21 protein-coding genes, 1 tRNA gene and 1 pseudogene are annotated in these 21,192 nt (G+C 37.1%); all 23 read right to left on the reverse strand.

Going from position 1 to position 21,192, the window contains the following annotated elements:
* Positions 1–3: 3 nt before the first annotated feature.
* Positions 4–912, reverse strand: coding sequence for a glycosyltransferase family 2 protein (locus PF327_RS00235; RefSeq protein WP_289400807.1), 909 nt, complete (start codon positions 910–912; stop codon positions 4–6).
* Positions 909–2,042: a glycosyltransferase family 4 protein gene (locus PF327_RS00240; RefSeq protein ID WP_289400808.1), complete on the reverse strand. Its 1,134-nt coding sequence runs from the start codon at positions 2,040–2,042 to the stop codon at positions 909–911. Before PF327_RS00240 ends, PF327_RS00235 begins: the two co-directional genes overlap by 4 nt.
* On the reverse strand, positions 2,032–3,393 hold the full coding sequence (locus tag PF327_RS00245) for a glycosyltransferase family protein (protein ID WP_289400809.1): 1,362 nt from the start codon (positions 3,391–3,393) through the stop codon (positions 2,032–2,034). Before PF327_RS00245 ends, PF327_RS00240 begins: the two co-directional genes overlap by 11 nt.
* A complete protein-coding gene (locus PF327_RS00250) occupies positions 3,380–4,510 on the reverse strand; it encodes a glycosyltransferase family 4 protein (RefSeq protein WP_289400811.1) in 1,131 nt (376 codons plus the stop codon). The genes PF327_RS00245 and PF327_RS00250 overlap by 14 nt, the downstream gene beginning before the upstream one ends.
* Complete coding sequence (locus PF327_RS00255; protein ID WP_289400813.1) at positions 4,507–5,571, reverse strand: acyltransferase family protein; 1,065 nt, start codon at positions 5,569–5,571, stop codon at positions 4,507–4,509. The genes PF327_RS00250 and PF327_RS00255 overlap by 4 nt, the downstream gene beginning before the upstream one ends.
* A complete protein-coding gene (locus PF327_RS00260) occupies positions 5,568–6,998 on the reverse strand; it encodes a lipopolysaccharide biosynthesis protein (protein ID WP_289400815.1) in 1,431 nt (476 codons plus the stop codon). The genes PF327_RS00255 and PF327_RS00260 overlap by 4 nt, the downstream gene beginning before the upstream one ends.
* Positions 6,999–7,055: 57 nt before the next feature.
* A pseudogene (locus PF327_RS00265) lies at positions 7,056–7,244 on the reverse strand (sugar phosphate nucleotidyltransferase); the annotation flags it as partial.
* 7 nt (positions 7,245–7,251) lie between these two features.
* Positions 7,252–8,286, reverse strand: a complete 1,035-nt coding sequence (locus tag PF327_RS00270; RefSeq protein WP_289400816.1) for an NAD-dependent epimerase/dehydratase family protein — start codon at positions 8,284–8,286, stop codon at positions 7,252–7,254.
* The gene (gene tviB, locus PF327_RS00275; RefSeq protein ID WP_289400818.1) at positions 8,286–9,545 is read right to left on the reverse strand and encodes a Vi polysaccharide biosynthesis UDP-N-acetylglucosamine C-6 dehydrogenase TviB; all 1,260 of its coding nucleotides are present in this window, start codon (positions 9,543–9,545) and stop codon (positions 8,286–8,288) included. The genes PF327_RS00270 and tviB overlap by 1 nt, the downstream gene beginning before the upstream one ends.
* A gap of 272 nt (positions 9,546–9,817) precedes the next feature.
* A complete protein-coding gene (locus PF327_RS11440; protein ID WP_353049137.1) occupies positions 9,818–10,246 on the reverse strand; it encodes a UDP-N-acetylglucosamine 2-epimerase in 429 nt (142 codons plus the stop codon).
* Complete coding sequence (locus tag PF327_RS11445) at positions 10,162–10,719, reverse strand: UDP-N-acetylglucosamine 2-epimerase (protein ID WP_434481326.1); 558 nt, start codon at positions 10,717–10,719, stop codon at positions 10,162–10,164. The genes PF327_RS11440 and PF327_RS11445 overlap by 85 nt, the downstream gene beginning before the upstream one ends.
* A gap of 134 nt (positions 10,720–10,853) precedes the next feature.
* Positions 10,854–11,999 (reverse strand): GDP-L-fucose synthase family protein, encoded by a 1,146-nt coding sequence (locus PF327_RS00285; protein ID WP_289400820.1) that lies wholly within the window; start codon positions 11,997–11,999, stop codon positions 10,854–10,856.
* Between the two features lie 8 nt (positions 12,000–12,007).
* Complete coding sequence (gmd, locus tag PF327_RS00290; protein WP_289400822.1) at positions 12,008–13,132, reverse strand: GDP-mannose 4,6-dehydratase; 1,125 nt, start codon at positions 13,130–13,132, stop codon at positions 12,008–12,010.
* The gene (locus tag PF327_RS00295; RefSeq protein ID WP_289400823.1) at positions 13,133–13,624 is read right to left on the reverse strand and encodes a GDP-mannose mannosyl hydrolase; all 492 of its coding nucleotides are present in this window, start codon (positions 13,622–13,624) and stop codon (positions 13,133–13,135) included.
* Positions 13,611–14,957, reverse strand: a complete 1,347-nt coding sequence (locus tag PF327_RS00300) for a mannose-1-phosphate guanylyltransferase/mannose-6-phosphate isomerase (protein ID WP_289400824.1) — start codon at positions 14,955–14,957, stop codon at positions 13,611–13,613. Before PF327_RS00300 ends, PF327_RS00295 begins: the two co-directional genes overlap by 14 nt.
* Positions 14,958–14,967: 10 nt before the next feature.
* A complete protein-coding gene (galU, locus tag PF327_RS00305) occupies positions 14,968–15,807 on the reverse strand; it encodes a UTP--glucose-1-phosphate uridylyltransferase GalU (RefSeq protein WP_289400826.1) in 840 nt (279 codons plus the stop codon).
* Complete coding sequence (gene galE / locus PF327_RS00310; RefSeq protein WP_289400827.1) at positions 15,789–16,811, reverse strand: UDP-glucose 4-epimerase GalE; 1,023 nt, start codon at positions 16,809–16,811, stop codon at positions 15,789–15,791. Before galE ends, galU begins: the two co-directional genes overlap by 19 nt.
* A gap of 397 nt (positions 16,812–17,208) precedes the next feature.
* On the reverse strand, positions 17,209–17,898 hold the full coding sequence (locus PF327_RS00315) for a hypothetical protein (protein WP_289400828.1): 690 nt from the start codon (positions 17,896–17,898) through the stop codon (positions 17,209–17,211).
* On the reverse strand, positions 17,898–18,374 hold the full coding sequence (locus PF327_RS00320; protein WP_289400830.1) for an ORF6N domain-containing protein: 477 nt from the start codon (positions 18,372–18,374) through the stop codon (positions 17,898–17,900). The genes PF327_RS00315 and PF327_RS00320 overlap by 1 nt, the downstream gene beginning before the upstream one ends.
* Positions 18,375–18,386: 12 nt before the next feature.
* The gene (locus PF327_RS00325) at positions 18,387–18,521 is read right to left on the reverse strand and encodes an ORF6N domain-containing protein (RefSeq protein WP_289400832.1); all 135 of its coding nucleotides are present in this window, start codon (positions 18,519–18,521) and stop codon (positions 18,387–18,389) included.
* Positions 18,522–18,703: 182 nt separating this feature from the next.
* Positions 18,704–18,778: transfer RNA gene (locus PF327_RS00330), tRNA-Asn, on the reverse strand.
* 76 nt (positions 18,779–18,854) lie between these two features.
* A complete protein-coding gene (locus tag PF327_RS00335) occupies positions 18,855–19,811 on the reverse strand; it encodes a radical SAM protein (protein WP_289400833.1) in 957 nt (318 codons plus the stop codon).
* A complete protein-coding gene (locus tag PF327_RS00340; protein ID WP_289400835.1) occupies positions 19,801–21,174 on the reverse strand; it encodes an HD domain-containing protein in 1,374 nt (457 codons plus the stop codon). Before PF327_RS00340 ends, PF327_RS00335 begins: the two co-directional genes overlap by 11 nt.
* Between the last annotated feature and the right edge of the window lie 18 nt (positions 21,175–21,192).

Raw genomic sequence — 21,192 nt, forward strand, 5'->3', positions numbered from 1 at the left:
CTGCTACTCCTGCACTCTATAGTTGCAGCATACTACAGGGTTTAACCCAGCTTTTCGTCCTGCTTTTATCCCATTAAAAGTTGCGAATAAAGGATTTAATGATCTATCAACTCTGGAGTAGGAGACTCCAAGCAACATCAACCTAAAAAATGCAGTGATTTTATGATACCATTTTAAATGTCTTGAAATCACCAAACTTCTGTTATGTGCAAGTCCTCGCATATATCTGGGGATATCACTTATCACTCTACATCCACCTGTATCTGCTGCTAAATGCAACAATCTTGCATCTGCTTTAAAAAGTATTTTATAGCCTAACTTTTTTATCCTCAACGACAGGTCTGTCTCTTCATATAAAGCTGCACCAACATTGAGTACCTCATCGACTCCATTCACTTTTTCCATAATTTCTTTTCTCACACTAAAGTTTCCGCCGGGAACATGAGAGACTATTTGATTATTTTTACTTGCAAACCCTCTATGTGGTGTACAAGTCCATGGATTAAAGATCCCTGATGGTTCTTTCGCATCCAAAACTCTATGTTGTTCATCGATCCCACCACCTACAAGACCAACCTCAAGATCTACATAACAACTTGCATGCTGTTTGATGAGAAGTTCATTACTTCTTATATCATCATCAATATATAGAATGATTTCATATTTGGCATTCTGCCAGCCAAAGTTTCTAGCCTGAGGCAGGCCTTTAAATCCTAGGTTTCTAAAGTATCTTATTTTATCGGGATTGCTTTTTACCAGCTCTTCGACTTTTTCATTGATATTATCAGATTGATCAACCACAAGGATCTCATACTTATCAAAATCTTGCTTTAACATATCATTGATCGAATCATACAAAAACTCATCCCTGTTCAATGTCGGTATTACAACACTTACTCCAAGTTCATTCATACATTTTCCTCTATAGCTTTAAATACTTTTTCACTAAAGTGTCCCCAAGTTGCTTCATTGAGAACCCTTTGTCTGGCTTTCATACCTTCTTCTTTGAAAGCCTGAGGTTCAACTGCAAGTTGTTTGAAGTAGTGAGCCAATTGGTGATGATCGTCTCTTTCTACCAACCAACCACCATTTTGATGCTTTATCGCATCAGGTATACCACCCTGGTTTGAACCAATCGCAGGTACTCCCGAAGACTGTGCTTCCAAAAATACCAGTCCAAATCCTTCAACTCTTTTTTGATCTTTTTCCTCTCTGGTACACAAAACAAACAGATCACTCGCCTGATATACTTTAGGCAGATCATCCTCTTCGATAAATCCATACCAATGGATGTACTGATCAACATTTAGTTGACTAGCCAACTTTTTTAACTCTTCAAGATAATTACCGCGACCTACGATACAATAGCAAAGTGCATCCAAAGTTTTCTCATCTAAAAGGGCCAATGCCTTTAGTACTGTATCATGCGCTTTATATTTATCGATTCTCGAAGTTGTTAGGATGATCTTTTTATCTATCGGTAAGTTCAACGCTTCTCGCACACTCTTTTTATCTTCTGCCGGGGAAAATCTTTCTTCATCAACACCAAGTGTACAGACTGTTGAATTAACACATGGAAATTGTTCTAGAATAGTATTTTGTGTATAGTGGCTGTTGCATATAACCAGCTTTGCTTTTGAGAGTACATATTTTCTCAACAAAGATAAAATAAAGTTTTTAAATGTTTTTTTACCCTGCATGATATCATTGCCATGAGCCAATACTACCACATTTTTATGTCCTGCAAGGATAGAAATGAGTGCTTCAGGGTGCCAAACCCCTGTGATGATCAACGTATCTTTAGGATACCTCTTTAAAATCTTATAAGATTCAAACTCTTTAAAAAATCTTTTGGAAGGGACTCTCTGTATAGGATAAAGATCATCTCTATAGCCTTTTTCTATCTCTCTTTCTTCACTTATAGCCTCTACATCCCAACCTTTATGTATAAACTGTTTGACGATCTCATCACAAAGCCTTGATATACCACCTTCAACTGGCGGAAAATCGTAACTGAAAAATAAAAGTTTATTATTTATCATTCTTCATTCCTAATAGATTGTCAAAAACTTCAACGAAGGATTTTACTTGAAATGAAGCAAGATATCTTTTGTAGTATTCATTTTCAAATTGAAAGTCATCAATAGTTTTTTTCATATGGTTAGTCACTATTTTTATATCGTTTTCCAAATTTTTAGTTAAAAAAATACCTTTCTCTGTTTTCTCAAGTTCTTTTTTTGCTTCACTAGGATTATGAACATCAGCAATTACATATTTCTGTAGTGCTATATAATCAACCATCTTAGCAAAATTGCACCACCAAAAATTTTCACCACCTGTTAACAATATACAGCTATGTGCATTTTTTATTTCTTTATAAAGTTCAAGCTGAGGGATGTGATCTATATATTCAATGACATGATTTACATATTTATATTGATCCATATATTTCGATATATTTTTAAAATTAATTTCTTTTCTTCCTATGATTTTAATCTTGAATTGAATGTTTTCTTTTGCTAAGACATTATCCAAAACTTTAAATATATAATCATCATACTTTTCTTGAAATTCACCTACAAATATTAAATACTTTTCTACATTATCCATTAAACTTATATTATCAATATACTCATCATCTATTCCTGTAGGTATAAATTGAAATTTATTTGACTCTATATGATATAAATCCTTAAATATCTGTTCATAAGAAGAAGATAACCCGGTGATTTTATCAGCTGTATTCATAGCCGACAAATGAAGTTTTTTTATTTGTCTATCTATAAATTTATGATGGGTATTATATCTTTCTCCGTATCCAACAGGGTCCCGGAAGTCAGAAACCCATTTGATATCATTTTTTGATTTTAAATTTAAACCTATCTTCAGTACCGAGTCAGGGTTTGTAGTAGTATAAACTAATTTGATATTATATTGTTTTATCAGTTCATTAGATATCTTAGTTACAGGATTTACCCATGTCCAATATGCATCAGGAATATTTAAAATAAAATTTTGAATTTTTGACTTTACTCTTTGTAAAAAGTTTTTTTTCTTTATCCTGTTACTACTCCTTTCTTTTGAAGTATTTGGCTTCATATGTTTCTTCATAGCTTTAAAGGTTCTATCTTTACCACCCAACGCCATCCTAAGACCTCTTATCGTTGGTTCCACATATCTTACTCTATGGATTTCCACATCCTCTGAAAACTCATCCAGTAAACTTAGATCTTCATTGTAGTTGTAGTTTATATCTGTAGTAACCACTATAGGTTTATAACCATATTGAGGGAGATACTTCACGAGCTTATGCACTCTGAACATAGCGGCATGTGACTGTGGCGCAAAAAATGGTGCTATGATTAAAATAGGAGTTTTATTATTTGAATTCATTGATACAACTTTCATAAAACTTAATGTTTTCAGACAATAGTTTTTCTACATTGAAATTATCATTAACCTCTTGACGACAAAGTGCACCTATTGATTCAAGAGAATCACTGTTAAGTAACTTAAGAATATTAGTTGCAATACCAGTTTCATTTAATGGATCAACCAAAATTAAATTTGGCAGTTTTGCTTTCAATTCTAGTCCAGCACTTTTTTCTGAAAATATTACAGGCAGCTTAAGAGCCATCGCCTCCAAAGGTGCTAAACCAAATGATTCTGATATAGAAGGATAAACTGCTAAATCTGACTCAACAAGCAATGCTTCTAGCGACTCTTTTGAAACATGCCCCGTAAACTCAAGTGAATCATGATATTGTTTATCTACCAAACTGTAAATTTTTTCTTTTATAAAGATACCATCTTCTAAGGTATCTTTTCCTATGAATTTCAGCCTTGCTTCTGGAATTTTTTCTTTCACTAAGTTCCAAGCTTTGGCAAGAGACAGTACTCCTTTTTTGCGCATGAGTGAACCGCTAAAACTTACAAGGTAGTTTTTTGTAAAGTCTCTTTTGCATCTATTTTCATCCGGTATTTTGAGACCATTGTAAATGGTTGTGATCTCTTTATCTAACTTAAATATCTGTTTGGTCTTCTGGGCAGTATAGTCACTGACAGAACAGATATAGTCTGATTTTTGCAGTGCTCTTTTTTCGATCAGGTATGTTATCTTCGAAACTCTAGTCTTCATCTCTTTTGCAAAATATATTACAGAACCATGCAGTCTTATTATGATAGGTATAGTTAACACTGGCCAAAATGCTGAGATACCTTCAAAATCGATAGACTCAACAATATCGAGATCCTCTTCTTGTATCAAGTTTTTTATTTTATACCCTAATCTAAGACTATTAGTAAAAAATGCTATTTTACCTTGCCATGATTTTAGTCTTATAACCCGAACACCTTCTATCTCAATATCTTCATCGACATCACGATAGATTCCTACTACTACTACATGATGTCCATTTTTTGTTAATGCTGTAGCTAATTCATAAGTAAAGGTACCTATACCTCCACATTTATAGGGAGGATATTCATTACATATTAAACAAATATTCATACGGTATACTCTTTTTTGGAAAATTTCAATGAGCAGTATTTTTTGCCCCAGTCTATACATGGTTTTTCTATCAAGTGATAACAGAGCACTGGCAATACAACTAAACTACCTAAAAATACTGTCCATCCTAATGATGTTGCTCCAAACAATTCAAAACCAAGATAAATAGCAAGCATATGCGTAAGGTAAATTCCATATGAATACTGTGAAATGATTTCAGTAACTTTTTTTAGCCACAGACTATAATTATCACTCATTAGTACTAAAGTAAATCCAACAAGTACTGCACTCAAGACCTGTACAAAAAAGTGATAATTAAACATTCTAGCAAATAAAATAATTGCGATAATTATCCAAAAATATTGAAAAGGGATGATCTTTCCGTCGTATTCTTTTTGCACATAGTATGCAACAACTCCAGGTATAAAACACAGTCCCCATTTAGCATAGTCTGGTATTTGTATGTATGGTAACAACTTATTCACAGAATCAATCTTTGTTTTAAGTACAAAAAAGAGTAAAAGAAGAATAAAAAATAAAAAAATCATTTTCCATTTTGTATCTGAATCCTTAATATAATAGAATAGGATAGGGAGAAAGAAATACATTTGAAACTCATAAGGTAAACTCCAAAGTGGGCCTAAAATATTTTCTGTAACAGTAAAGTTTTGAATGAGTAACAGGTTCTGAATAAACCCACTAAAAGATATATCTGGATAAAGAAAATACAATCCCTTTTCAAAATATGAAGGAATTTGTGTCAAGTAATAAAATAGAACGACCATAAGAGATAAGGGGTAAATACGGAAAAATCTTCTCAATATAAAGTCTATGTACAAGTGTTCACTTTTTTTTCTTAGTCTTTCCAATGACATCATAAGTACATAACTTGTTAATACAAAAAAGATGGCTACACCTGTACTTCCCAATAAACTAGGTTCAATAACTCCAAAGATAATTGGATTTCCCCACCAAAGTAATGTATGTGCCACCACAACTAAGAGCACCGCAATGGAACGCCATAAATCAACTAATGAATACATATAGGGTTGATGGGTCATCTAAAGTCCTTAGTGAATATAATTAAATTTTTTAACTTGTTCTTGTAAATAATATATAAAAAAGCGATATACAGACAAAGTACGGTTATCACTTTTAAAAAGATAGTTAAATAGCTATTTTCTACACTTAAATACATATCCATATTTTTGACAAACATAAAAGTAAGTATCCCAGAACCAAGTACCGGCAAAAGTGGTACAAAACTTTCTTTCAAACAAATATCAGCTGCTTTATGCGCTTTCCTTAGGCCTACATATACAAAAATCAATCCCATCACGATCGAGTATGACATCGCAATACCCACTGCCCCCCATTGAACTCCCACTAAAAAAGCAACACTTAAAATAATAGAGGAAACCACTCCCCAGTGAAACATCTCTTTACTTTTCCCAATTGCTGTATAAACCCAACCCATAGTGTTATATAATGGTTGTGTTATCGCTGCTATAGATAATATTTGCAATAAAGGAATACTTCCTTCCCAATTGAGCCCATAAAAAAGTAAAATAGGATCTGAGGGGAATAATAAAAAATAACCCGTGATAGGGAGAGTAATTACAAAGATCATTCTCAAAACATTTGCATAAACTTCTTGAAATTTTGCAGGATCATCTTGTACTTTGGCCAATACAGATACCATCAATCCCGTAAGTGCTCCTGTGATCAACATACTTGGTAAAAACATGAGAAAGTAGGCTTTGGCATAAAGTGCTAATTCTTCTGCTCCTCCAATTTTTCCTATCAAAATATTATCAAGATTTCTTGCAAAATAGTTCACCATACCAAAACCAATAAGTCCAACACCAAAATGTATCATTTTTTTTACAGGTGTATTAAACTTATATAAGCCTATAGGCATTCTTGAACTCATCAATAATAAAATAAATTGTACAAATGCTTTTACAAGCGCAAGAATAACCAAGGACCAATATCCATAGTTAAAATATGCTGCTACTATCGCAGATACTCCACCAATAGTTGTAGAGATAAGATTGATAATAGTAATTTTTTTGAACTCCAACTCTCTTTTCATCCACATAAGAAATGGTGTAGCTAGTCCGGTAAGTACAAAGACAAATCCCAGTGCCTTTAATACATCTTCTACTTCCGGTGTCTGATAAAAACCACTAACATAAGGTGCACTAATCCAGGTCAAGATCCACAACATCAATCCCAGCGATATATTTATCCATGATAGATTGATAACTTCTTCATTCCTAATAGACTTTTCTCGAACAATAGACCAAACAATTCCACCATCTGCAAAAATGATAAAAAAAGCGGTAATTGTTTGTGCTTGATCAACAATTCCATACTCATAAGGTAATACCATACGTGCAAGAAAAATGGTAAAAATCAAAGATAATCCATAATTAGAAAACTGGGAAAGTAAGGACCAAAAAATATTTGAATTAAAATTTTTCATATGCTTCTAATATCTTTTAAAATCATCGTCTAATCTCACAATATCATCTTCGCCAACTACTGCCAGAAAATACTGTTCTGCATTGGAGACAATAAATTGTGTATCACACGCTTTTTGGTTACGAGAAACTGTTTTTTGAAAGAGAGATTCACCTTCAAAAATTTTTACAAACTGTTTTGGCATGAGAGTACGGCTAAGTGGCCACAAACGTGTCCCACTGTCACCACATAAGATAATATTTGTCACTTATTTACTACTTTTTACCAATATTCTCAATATACCACTCAATAGCCTCTTCCATACCCTGATAGATATCATGCGTTGGAGCATAGCCTACAAAGTTCTGTGCCTTTGAAATGTTGGCATTTGAATGACGAATGTCCCCTGCTCGGAAATCTCTATAGATAGCCTCTTTTTTAGTAAAAGAGTCTATATGAGCATTTAATTCTTTATTAATCAGTGCATAGAGTTCATTGAGTGTGTTTCTACCACCTACAGCTACGTTGAATGCTTCGCCAAATGCTTCTATGTTGTCTGTAGTTCCAGCTAAAAGGTTCATTTGTATGACATTATCTATGTAGGTAAAGTCACGGCTTGTTTCACCGTCACCGTTGATGTAGACATCTTCACCCTCAAGAAGCGAACCTACCCATTTAGGTATTACAGCTGCATAGGCTCCATTTGGATCTTGACGACGACCAAATACGTTGAAATAGCGTAAACCTAAAGTTTCCATCTCATAAGTACGTTTAAATACGCCTGCGTAGAGTTCATTTGTCATTTTCATAGCTGCATAAGGAGAAAGAAGATTACCTGTACGCTCTTCTACCTTCGGAAGCTCAGGTGAGTCACCATAAACGGAGCTTGAACTTGCATAAACAAAACGTTTGATCCCTGCATCTTTTGCTGCAGTAAGCATATTTAAAAAACCAGTGACATTGGAACGATTGGAAGTCACAGGATCATCGATGGAACGTGGTACTGAACCAAGTGCTGCTTGATGTAGTACAATGTCTACACTTTCACATGCTTTTGCACAGGTATCAAAATCAGCGATGTCACCCTCTATAAAAGTAAAGTTCTTCGCCGCTTCCTCCCCGACTTGTGCCAGTACATCATCGATGTTATGCTGATAGCCTGTAGAAAAGTTATCTACACCAACTACCTTTTGGTTATGTGAAAGTAAGAACTCTGCTAAATTTGAACCTATGAAACCGGCATTTCCTGTTACTAACCACATTTTTTGCTCTGTTTTAAAACGTTCTAAGAGTTGTTCAAATGCTGTCATTAAAGTTTCCCATCACTCTCTTCAAGCTTTGATTTAATATCATAAACGACAGTACCATTACCATTTTTAAGTTTATCAATATCCAATCCATTAAACTTATCATGTGCAACAGCAAGTACAACAGCATCATAATGAGTAGCATATATATCTTCAATGAGAGAAATATTGTACTCTCTTTGTACTTCCTCTGCATCAGCCCATGGATCATAAACACTCACATCTGTACCAAACTCTTGCAATTCTCTGATCACATCTATCACTCTAGAATTTCTTATGTCTGGACAGTTCTCTTTAAATGTGATCCCCAAAACTAAAACTTTTGCACCAGCAACTTTATGTTCTTTTTGTATCATCAGTTTGAGTACCTGATTGGCTACATACATACCCATGTTGTCATTGAGACGACGACCGGCAAGAATGATCTCAGGGTTGTATCCTACTTCTTGAGCTTTGTGCGTCAAGTAGTATGGATCCACACCGATGCAGTGACCACCTACCAGACCCGGACGGAAAGGAAGAAAATTCCACTTCGTTCCTGCTGCTTGAAGTACAGCTTCTGTATCTATGCCAAGTTTGTTAAAAATGATCGCAAGTTCATTGACAAAAGCGATGTTGATATCTCTTTGAGAGTTTTCGATGACCTTTGCTGCTTCAGCCACTTTAAGAGAAGGAGCCAAATGTGTTCCTGCAATGATCACGCTTGCATAAAGCTCATCTACTTTTTTCCCGATCTCAGGAGTAGACCCCGAAGTCACTTTTAAGATCTTTGTAACCGTATGCTCTTTATCTCCCGGATTGATACGTTCAGGAGAGTATCCACAGAAGAAATCTTCGTTAAACTTTAAACCAGAGAACTTTTCAAGTACTGGCACACAATCCTCTTCTGTCGCACCAGGATAGACAGTAGACTCATAGATAACGATATCATCTTTTTTCAGTACTTTACCAATGGATTCACTGGCTTTAAGCAGTGGTGTTAAGTCTGGACGTTTATGCTCATCAATAGGAGTTGGTACAGTGACCACATAAATATTACAATCAGCTATCTCATCCAAAACATTGGTGAATTTCATACCATTTGCTAATGCTTCATTGACTTGATCTCCACTGAGCTCCAACGTGCGGTCCACACCGGAGTTAAGCTCATCAACACGCCACTGAGCGATATCAAAACCAACGACCTCATATTTCTCTGAAAATGCATGCGCCAGTGGCAAACCAACGTAACCAAGTCCGATAACTGCTATCTTATATGCCATATTTATAATTCCTGATTTAAATTGATGATATTGTATCGAAAAAGGGTTAGAGTCTATTGACCTGACACCTAAAACAAGCTTCACTTTTTTATAAAAATGAAAGTATAGTAAAAAGATGTCACATTCTTATAACATCTATTTCATATGAATGATAATTAGCTTTAAAGTTGCTCAGTTCCAGAAGATACTTCTGACATTTTAAAGACAAAGTAAATTCTCGGTTTTTGACATGTATGCCATCACCATAAGGGTTGCTTGCTTTGCTCATATGCTTATAAGATTTTTAATTGTCTATAAGCTTTTGTGCCGATGAGCTCAGTATCTGTTCCAACAAGTTTGACTATACCTGCATCTAATGCTTCAGGACGTTCCGTCGTATCCTTCATTACTAACACCGGCTTACCTAAAGAAGGTGCTTCCTCCTGCACTCCACCACTGTCTGTAATGATGAAATATGACTTCTCCATCATATAGACAAACTCTTCATACAACCATTGCAGTATGAGGTAGATATTTGGTACATCTGAAAGCGGCTCTTTTACCGGTTTTTGTACATTTGGGTTTAAATGGACAGGATAGACAATATCGATATTTGGATTGGAAATAGCGATCTTTTTCAATGCATTGCAAATATTGATAAAACCTTGACCAAAGTTTTCTCTTCTGTGGCCCGTAACGAGAATGAATTTTGAATGCTGAATGTTGAACTATCGATGGCCTTCTCTATGGTAGAGACAATTTCTTGTTCTAGCTCAGGATTGTTCTGAATCTTCTTTAAGGCTAAGAACAGTGCATCAATAACGGTTTTGCCTGTGACTTCTATATTGCGTTCATTCACATTCTCTTTAAGCAAGTTCTCTTTGGATGTAGCAGTAGGTGCAAAGTGGTGGGCAGTGATCTTTGTTGTCAGTTGGCGGTTTGCCTCTTCTGGCCAAGGTGAGTAAATATCTCCCGTTCTAAGACCTGCTTCAATATGTGCAACACTGATCTGTTGATAGAATGCTGCCAGAGCTGCAGTAAAAGTCGTCGATGTATCACCATGGACAAAAACCACATCAAGTTTAAAATCCGTAAGTATAGACTTCATACCAAGAAGTACATTAGATACCACATCATAAAGATCTTGCCCCGGTTTCATGATATTAAGATCATGATCTGGCACGAGATCAAACAATTCCAAAACCTGGTCAAGCATCTCACGGTGTTACGCAGTCACACACATTTTAGTTTCAAAAGTATCAGAATATTTCTAAAACTTTTTCACAAGCGGCGTCATTTTAATAGCTTCAGGACACGTCCCAAATACAATTAATAATTTTTCTTATACCACTGGTACATTTTCTCAATTCCTTCTTTTAAATCAACACTATGTTCCCATCCAAGTCCATGGAGTTTAGAGACATCTGTCAGTTTCTTCATCGTACCGTCAGGCTTATCGGCATTGAAGTAGAGTTCACCTTGGAATCCAATAATTTCTTTGATAGTCTCAGCAAGTTCTTTAATGGAAATATCAACACCAGTACCAATGTTGATATGGGTATTACGAACTTCCAGGTTTTGTACTTCGTTCGGTGTGCAAGTAGTGTTTGAACCATCAGTTAGTGTGTACGTATCGGCAAAGTCTCTATTTTCCATGAGGAAGACACAGGCATCTGCCATATCTTCTGACCAAAGGAATTCACGCATAGGCTTACCTGAGCCCCAGATCTCTATTTGAGTAGCGTTAAGCGTTGAGCGTTGAGCGTTAAGAGCCTTGATTCCGTATTTATTTAATACATCTATAATTGTTTCCTCTGAAGCTGATCCATCGATGCCTTCAATAGGTAACTTATTTAGATCAGCTCTAATCGTTTTCCAATCGTTATTTTCTAATGCTTTTCCAAGATGGATCTTTCTTATCAGTGCAGGAAGTACATGAGACTTTTCAAGGTCAAAATTATCGTTAGGGCCATAAAGATTTGTCGGCATGACTGAGATGTAGTTGGTGCCATACTGTAAATTGTAACTCTCACACATCTTGATGCCTGCTATCTTGGCTATGGCATATGGTTCGTTAGTGTACTCAAGGGTATCAGTAAGCAAACAATCTTCAGGCATGGGTTGTGGTGCATTTTTTGGGTAGATGCATGTTGAACCTAAAAACATTAGTTTCTTGACACCATTTTTATAACTTTGGTGGATGATGTTGTTCTGTATCTGCAGATTTTCATAGATAAAATCTGCACGATAAGTGTTGTTGGCTACGATGCCCCCTACTTTTGCTGCTGCGAGGAACACATACTCCGGCTTTTCGCTTTCAAAGAAAGAAGCCACTGCCTGTTGATCTAATAGATCAAGTTCAGCATGTGTCTTTCCGATGACATTAGTGTAGCCTTTGGCCTTAAGGTTCGAGACAATAGCAGAGCCTACCAATCCTCTATGACCGGCTACATATATCTTAGCATCTTTATTCACTATACTGCCTACTCGAAGTAATTCATGATAGTATAACCACCATCTTTAAGATACTGGTCTTTTGTCATTAGTTTAAGATCTGATGCCATCATATCATTGACAAGTTCTTCTAATTTATACTCTCTTTTCCAGCCCAGTTTTTTCTCTGCTTTGGATGGATCACCAATAAGAAGATCAACTTCTGTCGGACGGAAGTAACGAGGATCAACACCAACCACCTCTTTGCCAATCTCAACCTGATACTCTGGGTTAGAACAAGAGACTACATAAGCTTTTTCATCTACACCTTCCCCTTTGAACTCCAACTCTATTCCTGCATAAGCAAATGCCATACGTACAAACTCTCTTACTGGAGTCGTAACACCTGTAGCGATGACCCAATCTTCTGGTTCATCTGCCTGTAGGATCATCCACATCATTTTGACATAATCTTTCGCATGACCCCAATCACGTTTAGCATCAAGGTTTCCAAGATAGAGTTTGTCTTGAAGACCAAGGGCTATCTTAGAAGCTGCGCGGGTGATCTTACGTGTTACAAAAGTCTCTCCACGTACCGGTGATTCATGGTTGAACAAGATACCGTTACATGCGAACATATCATACGCTTCACGGTAGTTCACCGTGATCCAGTAGGCATACATTTTTGCTACGGCATAAGGAGATCTTGGGTAAAAAGGAGTAGTTTCTGTTTGAGGTACTTCTTGTACTTTTCCATACAGTTCTGAAGTGGATGCCTGGTAGATCTTTGTCTTTTTTTCAAGTCCAAGGAGTCTGACTGCTTCCAAGATACGTAAAGTTCCTGTAGCATCTGCATTAGCAACATATTCAGGTGTTTCAAATGACACGGCAACATGACTCATCGCAGCAAGGTTGTAGATCTCGTCTGGCTGTGTCTCCTGAATAATACGAGTAAGGTTCATAGAGTCAGTCATATCTCCATAGTGTAAGATAAGGTTTCTATTTTCTACGTGAGGATCTTGATAGAGGTGATCGATACGGTCTGTGTTAAAGAGTGATGCTCTTCTTTTGATACCATGTACTACATATCCTTTTTTGAGCAGGAATTCTGCCAGGTAAGAACCATCTTGACCTGTGATCCCTGTAATTAGTGCTACTTTTTTATTTTCTGCCATTTAACTCTCCTTTTGCTGTGGGACTGTACCCTTTGATACTATAAAATAATCTTTGACATACTTGTGTACTTCATCGCTTTGTATCAGTTCTTCAAGACCAAACCAACGATACTCGTTGTGCTGATCTTCTGGCAGATCTTCAAGACCTGATACTTCTATCTCATAAGCAAGATTTACATAGTGTGTTGAAACATCATCAAAAATGCCATCGTTATAGAGATGTTCAAATACACCTATAAACCTTGGATTTTCAGGTAGAATCATACCTATTTCCATATTACAGATACGATGTATGGCACTCTTAATAGGCTCATTTTTGAGTACCCTGCCACCCAATGTAAACCAGTACCCTTGGGCTGGTTTATTGACCCTTTTCCCAAGTAAAACTTTACCATTATGTTTCACAATAATATCAACAGAGACAAGTGGGGTATTCTCAATAATAGTTTTAAACAGATCCCCTTTAAGATACCCTGGATTATTTTCTTTCAAAATCATCCTCTATACGTACAATATCATCTTCACCCACATACTCGCCTACCTGTGCTTCGATCATCACAAGGTCAATCTTCCCAACATTCTCAAGACGGTGGACTTCACCTATAGAGATATATGTTGATTCATTTGAAGTCACAGTAAACTCTTCTGTACCTTTTGTGACCATTGCTGTACCGCTTACCACCACCCAGTGTTCAGAACGGTGATGGTGCTTTTGTAAAGAAAGACGTTTACCTGTTTTCACAACGATACGTTTCACTTTATAGCCATTAGACTCATCCAGTATGGTATAGGTACCCCAAGGGCGATGTGCCGTGACATGGATATTCGGCAGTTCAGAGTTTTGTTCTTTAAGTGATTTGACTACCTCTTTGACCTTTTGGCTACTCCCTTTTTTAGAAACAAGCAGTGCATCTGCTGTATCGATAATGATCAAATCATCTACATCTATTGTTGCTACTTGCTTAGGTGAGAGAACAAGGTTATTGGTTGAACCAATATTGATAATATTATCACTTGATGCTATCTCTTCATCCAAAGATTCAAAACTTCCTAGGTCACTCCATGCAATGTCTGAAGGTATGACTTTTACCTTGCTACTTTTTTCCATGACGGCATAGTCTATACTGTCTTCTGGAATAGCCAACATATCTTCATAAGTTATACGGATCATCTCATCTTTCTTTGCATTGTTAAATGCTGACAAAGAAGCCTCGTAGATCTCAGGGGAGTCTTGTTTTAACTCTTCAAGAAAGACACCTGCTTTAAAACAGAACATTCCAGAGTTCCAGTAGTAATTTCCTGCATCAAGGTAAGCTTGAGCTGTAAGGGCATTAGGTTTCTCTTTAAACGAAAGCACTGACTCACCATTTGCCTCAATGTAGCCAAACCCTGTCTCTGGGTATTGCGGTGTGATACCAAAAGTCACAAGATTGTCTGATTGTGCTAATATTTTTGCCTTCTCTATAGCTTCGAGATACGCTTGCTCATTTTTAATAAGGTGATCCGATGGTGTCACAAGGACAATCTCTTCTGCATTCAACGCAAAACAAGCAAGTGCTATAGCTGGTGCCGTGTTTCTTCCTACTGGTTCTAAAAGATACCTAGATGTATTAATATTGAGTTCTTCTATCTGATCCACTGCAAGAAAATACTGTTCAGCATTAGATACGATGAACTGTGAGTCACATGCTTTCTGATTACGGGAAACTGTCTTTTGGAAAAGAGATTCACCTTCAAAAAGCTTAACAAACTGTTTTGGCATGAGTGTACGGCTAAGTGGCCAAAGTCTTGTCCCACTCCCTCCACATAATATGATATTTGTCATCGATTTACCCTCACATCTTGTTATAAAAGTGGTTCGTCGCTGCAACAAACCCATCCACAGAACCACAATCAAAACGTTGCCCATCAAATTTATAAGCGATCACCTTACCCCTCTTCGCCTGCTCAAGAAGAGCATCTGTGATCTGGATCTCACCATTTTTTCCTGGTTTTGTCTCTCTAAGTATATCAAAGATGTCAGGAGTCAGGATGTAGCGTCCGATGATGGCCATGTTCGTTGGTGCATCTTTTGGATCTGGTTTTTCCACCATATCTGTCACTCTGTAGGTATCGTCCGTATTATCGACCAGTTTTCCGGCTATGATACCATACTTATATGTCTCTTCCTTAGGAACTTCTTCGATAGCTACAACAGAACATTGATACTTTTCAAAAACTTCGATCATCTGTTTAAGTACACCATCATTCACATTGGTACAGAGATCATCTGCGAGAATCACAGCAAATGGTTCATTTCCTATCAGCGTTTCACCTGTAAGAATAGCATGTCCCAAACCTTTCATCTCTACTTGTCTTGTGTATGAGAAGGTGCATTGGGTGATAAGAGAACATATCTCATCAAGGAGGTGCTCCTTGCTTGTACCTTTGATCTGATGTTCAAGTTCATACATGATGTCAAAATGGTCTTCGATGGCACGTTTACCACGACCTGTAATGATCGCCATCGTATTCAGACCCGCTTCAAGTGCTTCTTCTACCCCATACTGGATAAGTGGTTTAGTGAGGACCGGTAGCATCTCTTTTGGGGTGGCTTTGGTCGCTGGTAAGAAACGGGTACCGTATCCTGCAGCGGGAAATAGACATTTTCTGATTCTCAAATTTTTTTCTCCCATTCGAGTGTTGTTTTGCAGATGACTTCCAGATCATCATATCGCGGTTGCCAATGCATGGTATTTTTGATCTTTGTATTATCAGAGATAAGGATAGCAGGATCTCCTGCACGTCTCTCTTTGATCTCCACCGTAAAATCAATGCCGGAGACTTTTTTCATGGTATCAATGACCTCTTTGACCGAAAAGCCTCGACTATACCCTACATTGAACACATCACTATCATGATCTTCAAGATACTCCAAAGCCTCTATATGTGCCTGAGCAAGATCTACTACGTGGATATAGTCTCGGATACCCGTACCATCATGTGTAGGATAATCGTCTCCAAAGATATACATCTTTTCACGCTTGCCTATGGCAGTTTCTGCAGCTACTTTTATGAGCAGTGTAGCATTTTTGGTGGACTGACCGATACGGCCATCAGGATCAGAACCCGCGACATTAAAATAACGCAGTGCTGCATACTTGAAATCATCATAAGCAAAGGCTGTGTCTTTGAGTACTCTTTCACTCATGAGTTTACTCATCCCGTACGGGTTGATAGGATCTGTTGGATCACTCTCTTTAAGTCCAGTTTCCAAGTTTACAACAGTAGCATCAGGCTCTCCATACGTTGCTGCTGTTGAGGAGAAGATAAATTTCTTTACTCCATTTTCTGTGGCACACTTTATGAGGTTAGCCGTATTGGCAGTATTGTTAAGATAATATTTTAAAGGATTTTCAACACTTTCTGGTACCACAAGTGAAGCAGCAAAATGGATGATCGCATCAAACTGATTTTCATGCATGATATTTTCAATCTTGCTAAAATCGGAAAGGTCTTCTTCCATGAAATTCAAAGTGACATTGTTTTCTTTTGCAATAACAGTTAATGTATCAATAGTCGCTTGAAATCCAGTCACAAGGTTATCTAAAATAGTAATTTTATGATTACTATTTTCAAGCAAAAGTTTTACAATATGGCTACCAATGTACCCTGCACCACCAGTAACAAGAATATGCATTACTTATGTTCCTTCTTCCCAATCCTCTTAGTATGCACTATGCGATATAAAAGGCCTAATTTAAAATTGTTATATTATATCTTAACTTCATTAAGTGCTATGAATGAAAGAGAGATAACCGTCGTATTTACATTCAAGGCAGGATTTTAGTATAAAAATGTCACATCTATGTCATATTGCTTATATAAATTATCAAATAAACCTTCTCATGAAAAAAGGAAATATCACCATTATCTTTTTATCTATAGAGTACTTTTTTATAGAAATCAATCTTATCTTTGTTTCTCTATTGAGCCCACTGCACAATATCGTTCACTGTAATCTAAGAGATTACTTGAATATCCTTACGTTCATCCTCCACATTTGCTTCATTTCTCCTCTTTTCATTTATTTTTCATTACCATCCATCTTTGATATACAGTGAATCCAAAGTTCTTTTAGCTCTTTTTTTTAGATCTTGGTAGGTGTATTGCTTTGCTAATTTTGGATCTTTTGGTTTGTTGTAGGTCAGAGAGATCGATACATACTTGATTTTCGTTTTTATCTCATTAACTTTGAAACATCCATAACTTATTCGCTTTTTTCTATATTTGCTATGGGTTGAAGTTCTTTCGGTACAAGAATAATTTTCTTTTCCAGCACGAAAAGTTTTCAGAGAAATATCCATAATTTCTCCATTATTTTTAACTCTTTTGGGCATTCGAGTTCTTAGATACTCTACATCATTATTTTCTATTACTCTTTCTCGTTCTCCATATTTTAGAACATTTCCAGATGTAGATACTGCAATATGATAAACTATAGAATTTTTAAATCCAAATGCTATCGTTCTACCATCGCGCATACTCATTCCACTCCATCCACCCATTTTAGAAAAATCTGATTGTTTAGCGGTTGGGAATTGAAAAGAAAAACCTTTTCCTTCAAAAACGTAATTTTTCATCGTCTCTACATTGGCAACAGTAAAAAATGCAGGGGGTTTGTTACCACTCATGGCTATTTGTGTCTTAGTAATATTATCTGCTATTTTTGCTCCACTACACCCAGAAATGAAAAGCATTGTTATACATACAATTAAAAATTTCATTATTTACCTCCTGTTATATCTAGTACTGTTTGTTGTTTGCTCTCTATGTCACTTTTTCTTTGAACGTTAGGTAGTAAGTCCAGCTTGACATCTACCTTATCATTACCATTTTCATCTTTGATTCTAAAGTTAGTTTCATAATAGTGTTCTACAGGGAACTCTCTAGGTTCTACAGACTCATTTGGGTTAGCATAGTTTCGAATATCTGGTGTAAAGTTCTCTTCTCCACACCCAATGACGCAGCCGTAGTAGGAGTGTGTTGAACTTCCACCGACACCAAAAAGACGACCAGCAGAAAGTGTGCTTTCTTTCATATTTTCACCTAAATTCTCAGAATTATTAATTCCTGCAGACTGATACCCTAATACTGATCCTACAAAATCACTTTTTAAAACCGTAGCCAACATATACACGCCCTGCTCGGTAAAAGCATAAGGTGCTCTTCTCAGCCCCATTCTATCTGAATTGGAGGTCACAAATTGTGACCTTCAATTTTCAAACTCTTCTTTAGATAACTGAAACATAAAGTCACTTGGGAATCTTTTTATATTTCTTTTTACTGCCTGATTTAGTACTTTTGTCTCAACTTGATATAGTTCAGCCAGATCTCTATCGAGCATCACTTGTTCGCCTATAATAAGCTAAATTACAAAAAGGAATATACTTAGGATACAAATTTCAAGATAAAAAATTTCTATAAGATCTATAATACATGAAGGATGTCACATCTATGTAATATTTTAAACTAAAAAGAAAGTATTTTAAAAATATTGATAAATTTTATTTATGGGATTTTTTTATGAAGTGGCTCCGGCACCAGGATTCGAACCTGGGACCAAATGATTAACAGTCATCTACTCTACCGCTGAGCTATGCCGGAACAATGGTTGAAAGAAGCGTATGCTTGTTTCGTGGGTGAGATTATAGTAAAAAAGTTTTTTAAAGTCAAGGATATTTTAGGCTTTTTTGTAAAAATCTACGCCATTTGTTGAAACTTGCTTTATTTTCTTTTCATGGAGAAGATCTTGTACCCTGTTTTGACTCTCATCATCAAAAAGTGCTTCGATATCTTCTGCAGTCAAAGGACGTTTCGATAAAGTCTCCAATATCTCTTCATCAGAGTAGCTGGAAGCTGAGATCTCCGCTTTTTTTCGCGATGCTATGTAGACGGGCAACGAACTGTCAAAAAGATGGCTGATCTCCAGTAGTTTTTCATAGCTGACAGGCTTTACATCATAGGCAGGCGGTCTGTCTATGGTCCCTATATCTATACGTGTGGGTTGCAGTTTCAGCAGGTATTCATTGAGTTTGGCGATCTCTTCTTTGGAGTCATTGAGTGTTTTGACGATGAGTATCTCTATGACGAGCGGTCCTTCATATCTGCTTTTAAAGGCCAACATCCCTGCTTTGATCTTCTCGACCTCTATACCCTTATGGGAACGGTCAAGTTTTTGCAAGCATTTTTGGGTGGCACAGTCCAGGGAGAGTTTCACTTCATCGAGTTTCAGCAGTGCATCCTGTACATTGACATCATCGATGTTGGCAGCATTGGAGAGGATGAGTGTCTTGGTGCTGCCTTTAAAGCTGTTGATCTCATCTATGAGTTCTGAGAGATAGGGGTAAAGAGTGGGTTCACCATTGGCCGTGAGGGTGATGAAATCTATATCACCATGTTCTTTCAGCGCTGCTTTCAGTGCAGTGGTGACTATTTCTACACTTACGACATCCTCATAGGTATCCATCGTTTTAGCCGGGTCCAGTTCACAGTAGAGACAGTCAAAATTACACTGTTTTTTACCGGGACTCAGGTCAACCCCTAAAGATTTACCAAAACGTCTGGAATGTATGGGACCGAAGATCACCTTTGGTGAGTGTTCAGCGTTAGGCGTTAAGCGTTCAGTTTTATAAGACATGACTTCTCTCTTTGAATAATCTTTGACGCTTCTTTTCCAACTTCTTTTCAAAAGCCTCTACCGTATGCTTATCTACAAGTTTATCACGGTTGCCCAGTTGATACCCCAGTTCTGCTTCAAACTTCAAGAGGGATATCTTCTTATAGAGTTCCATGATCTTTAGATTGGTCAATCCTCCCAGAAAATTCCGCATGAGACTCAACTTCTCTCTCAGATAGACTTCCTCACCTATATTACTCATTTGCAATTCTGTCAGCTTCTCTTTATAGGTATTGCTGTCGATCAGCTCCATCGCGAACTCTTTGTTAATAAAGTAGTCCGCCACCGTCGTAAAATAGTGACTAAAAGGCTTCTTGATATTCTGCACTTTTTTTGAACCCCAAAGATACTTCGCCGCGACCTTCTGGAACTCTTTTCTTAAGGCTTCTATCTCATCATCCACTGGCACAAGTTTTCCGTCTTCTCTTAATCGGAAGTTCCTGTTAAAAGCCATGGAGATAGCGTTCATGGTATTTTGAAACTCCGTTTTGGCATTGCTAGAACGGTTAAGCAGTGCGATAAGCAGCTCTTTGATCTTCATCTTGTCATAATGCACGCTCTCATAGCCAGGCACTGTGAGTGTTTTCAAATAGAGCAGTTTTCGTATATCCTTTACCCGTACTTCACTCTTGATGGAACGCAGTAGGATCTCCTGCAGTTTTTCTTTGGTGTAGATATTGAGCGAATCGATGATATCGGTCACGCGGTACCTGTTCTCATCTGCCAGATCCATCGCCTGACACAAAATGGTTTTACCTGTAATGTTTTGGATCGTGATGCCTTTGGATCCAAGGTACTTCTCCTCCAAGGCAATGGCATTGAGAACATACTGTTTTAAATAGAGATACTCAGGGTACTCTTCCAGTTCATGCACACGCTTTACCAAAGAAGCCAAAGCATACTCTCTGACATCGTCCGGAAGGTTCTCATAGAACTCATACTTGAAGATACGTCTGAAGTTATTGAGGTTTGCGTTGAATCGTAAAGGGGTATCCAAGGTAGCTGAAGCCTTTTGTAACATACTGTCCAAGATAGTTTCTCCATCATGGCTGAATGCCGTATGCCCGATGTCATGCAACAGCCCTACGATCTTTCCTATCTTGAAAAAGTTCAGATCCACATCATTACCAAGTTGTCTACTCAGATGGTTCAGTATGTACTCTGTGCTCAGGCCTACTTCCATGGAATGGCTATAGCGGTTTCTAATACTGTCCTTGGTACGTTTAGAGAGGTACATCGGGATATCTTTGAGACGTACGAACACCTTGTGTCCTACGATCCCCAATTCACATTCCTCGACTGCGATGCGATAATGTTCTCTCATCATCATGCCCTTTCAGGG

Source organism: Sulfurovum xiamenensis (assembly GCF_030347995.1).
Classification (GTDB): Bacteria; Campylobacterota; Campylobacteria; order Campylobacterales; family Sulfurovaceae; genus Sulfurovum; species Sulfurovum xiamenensis.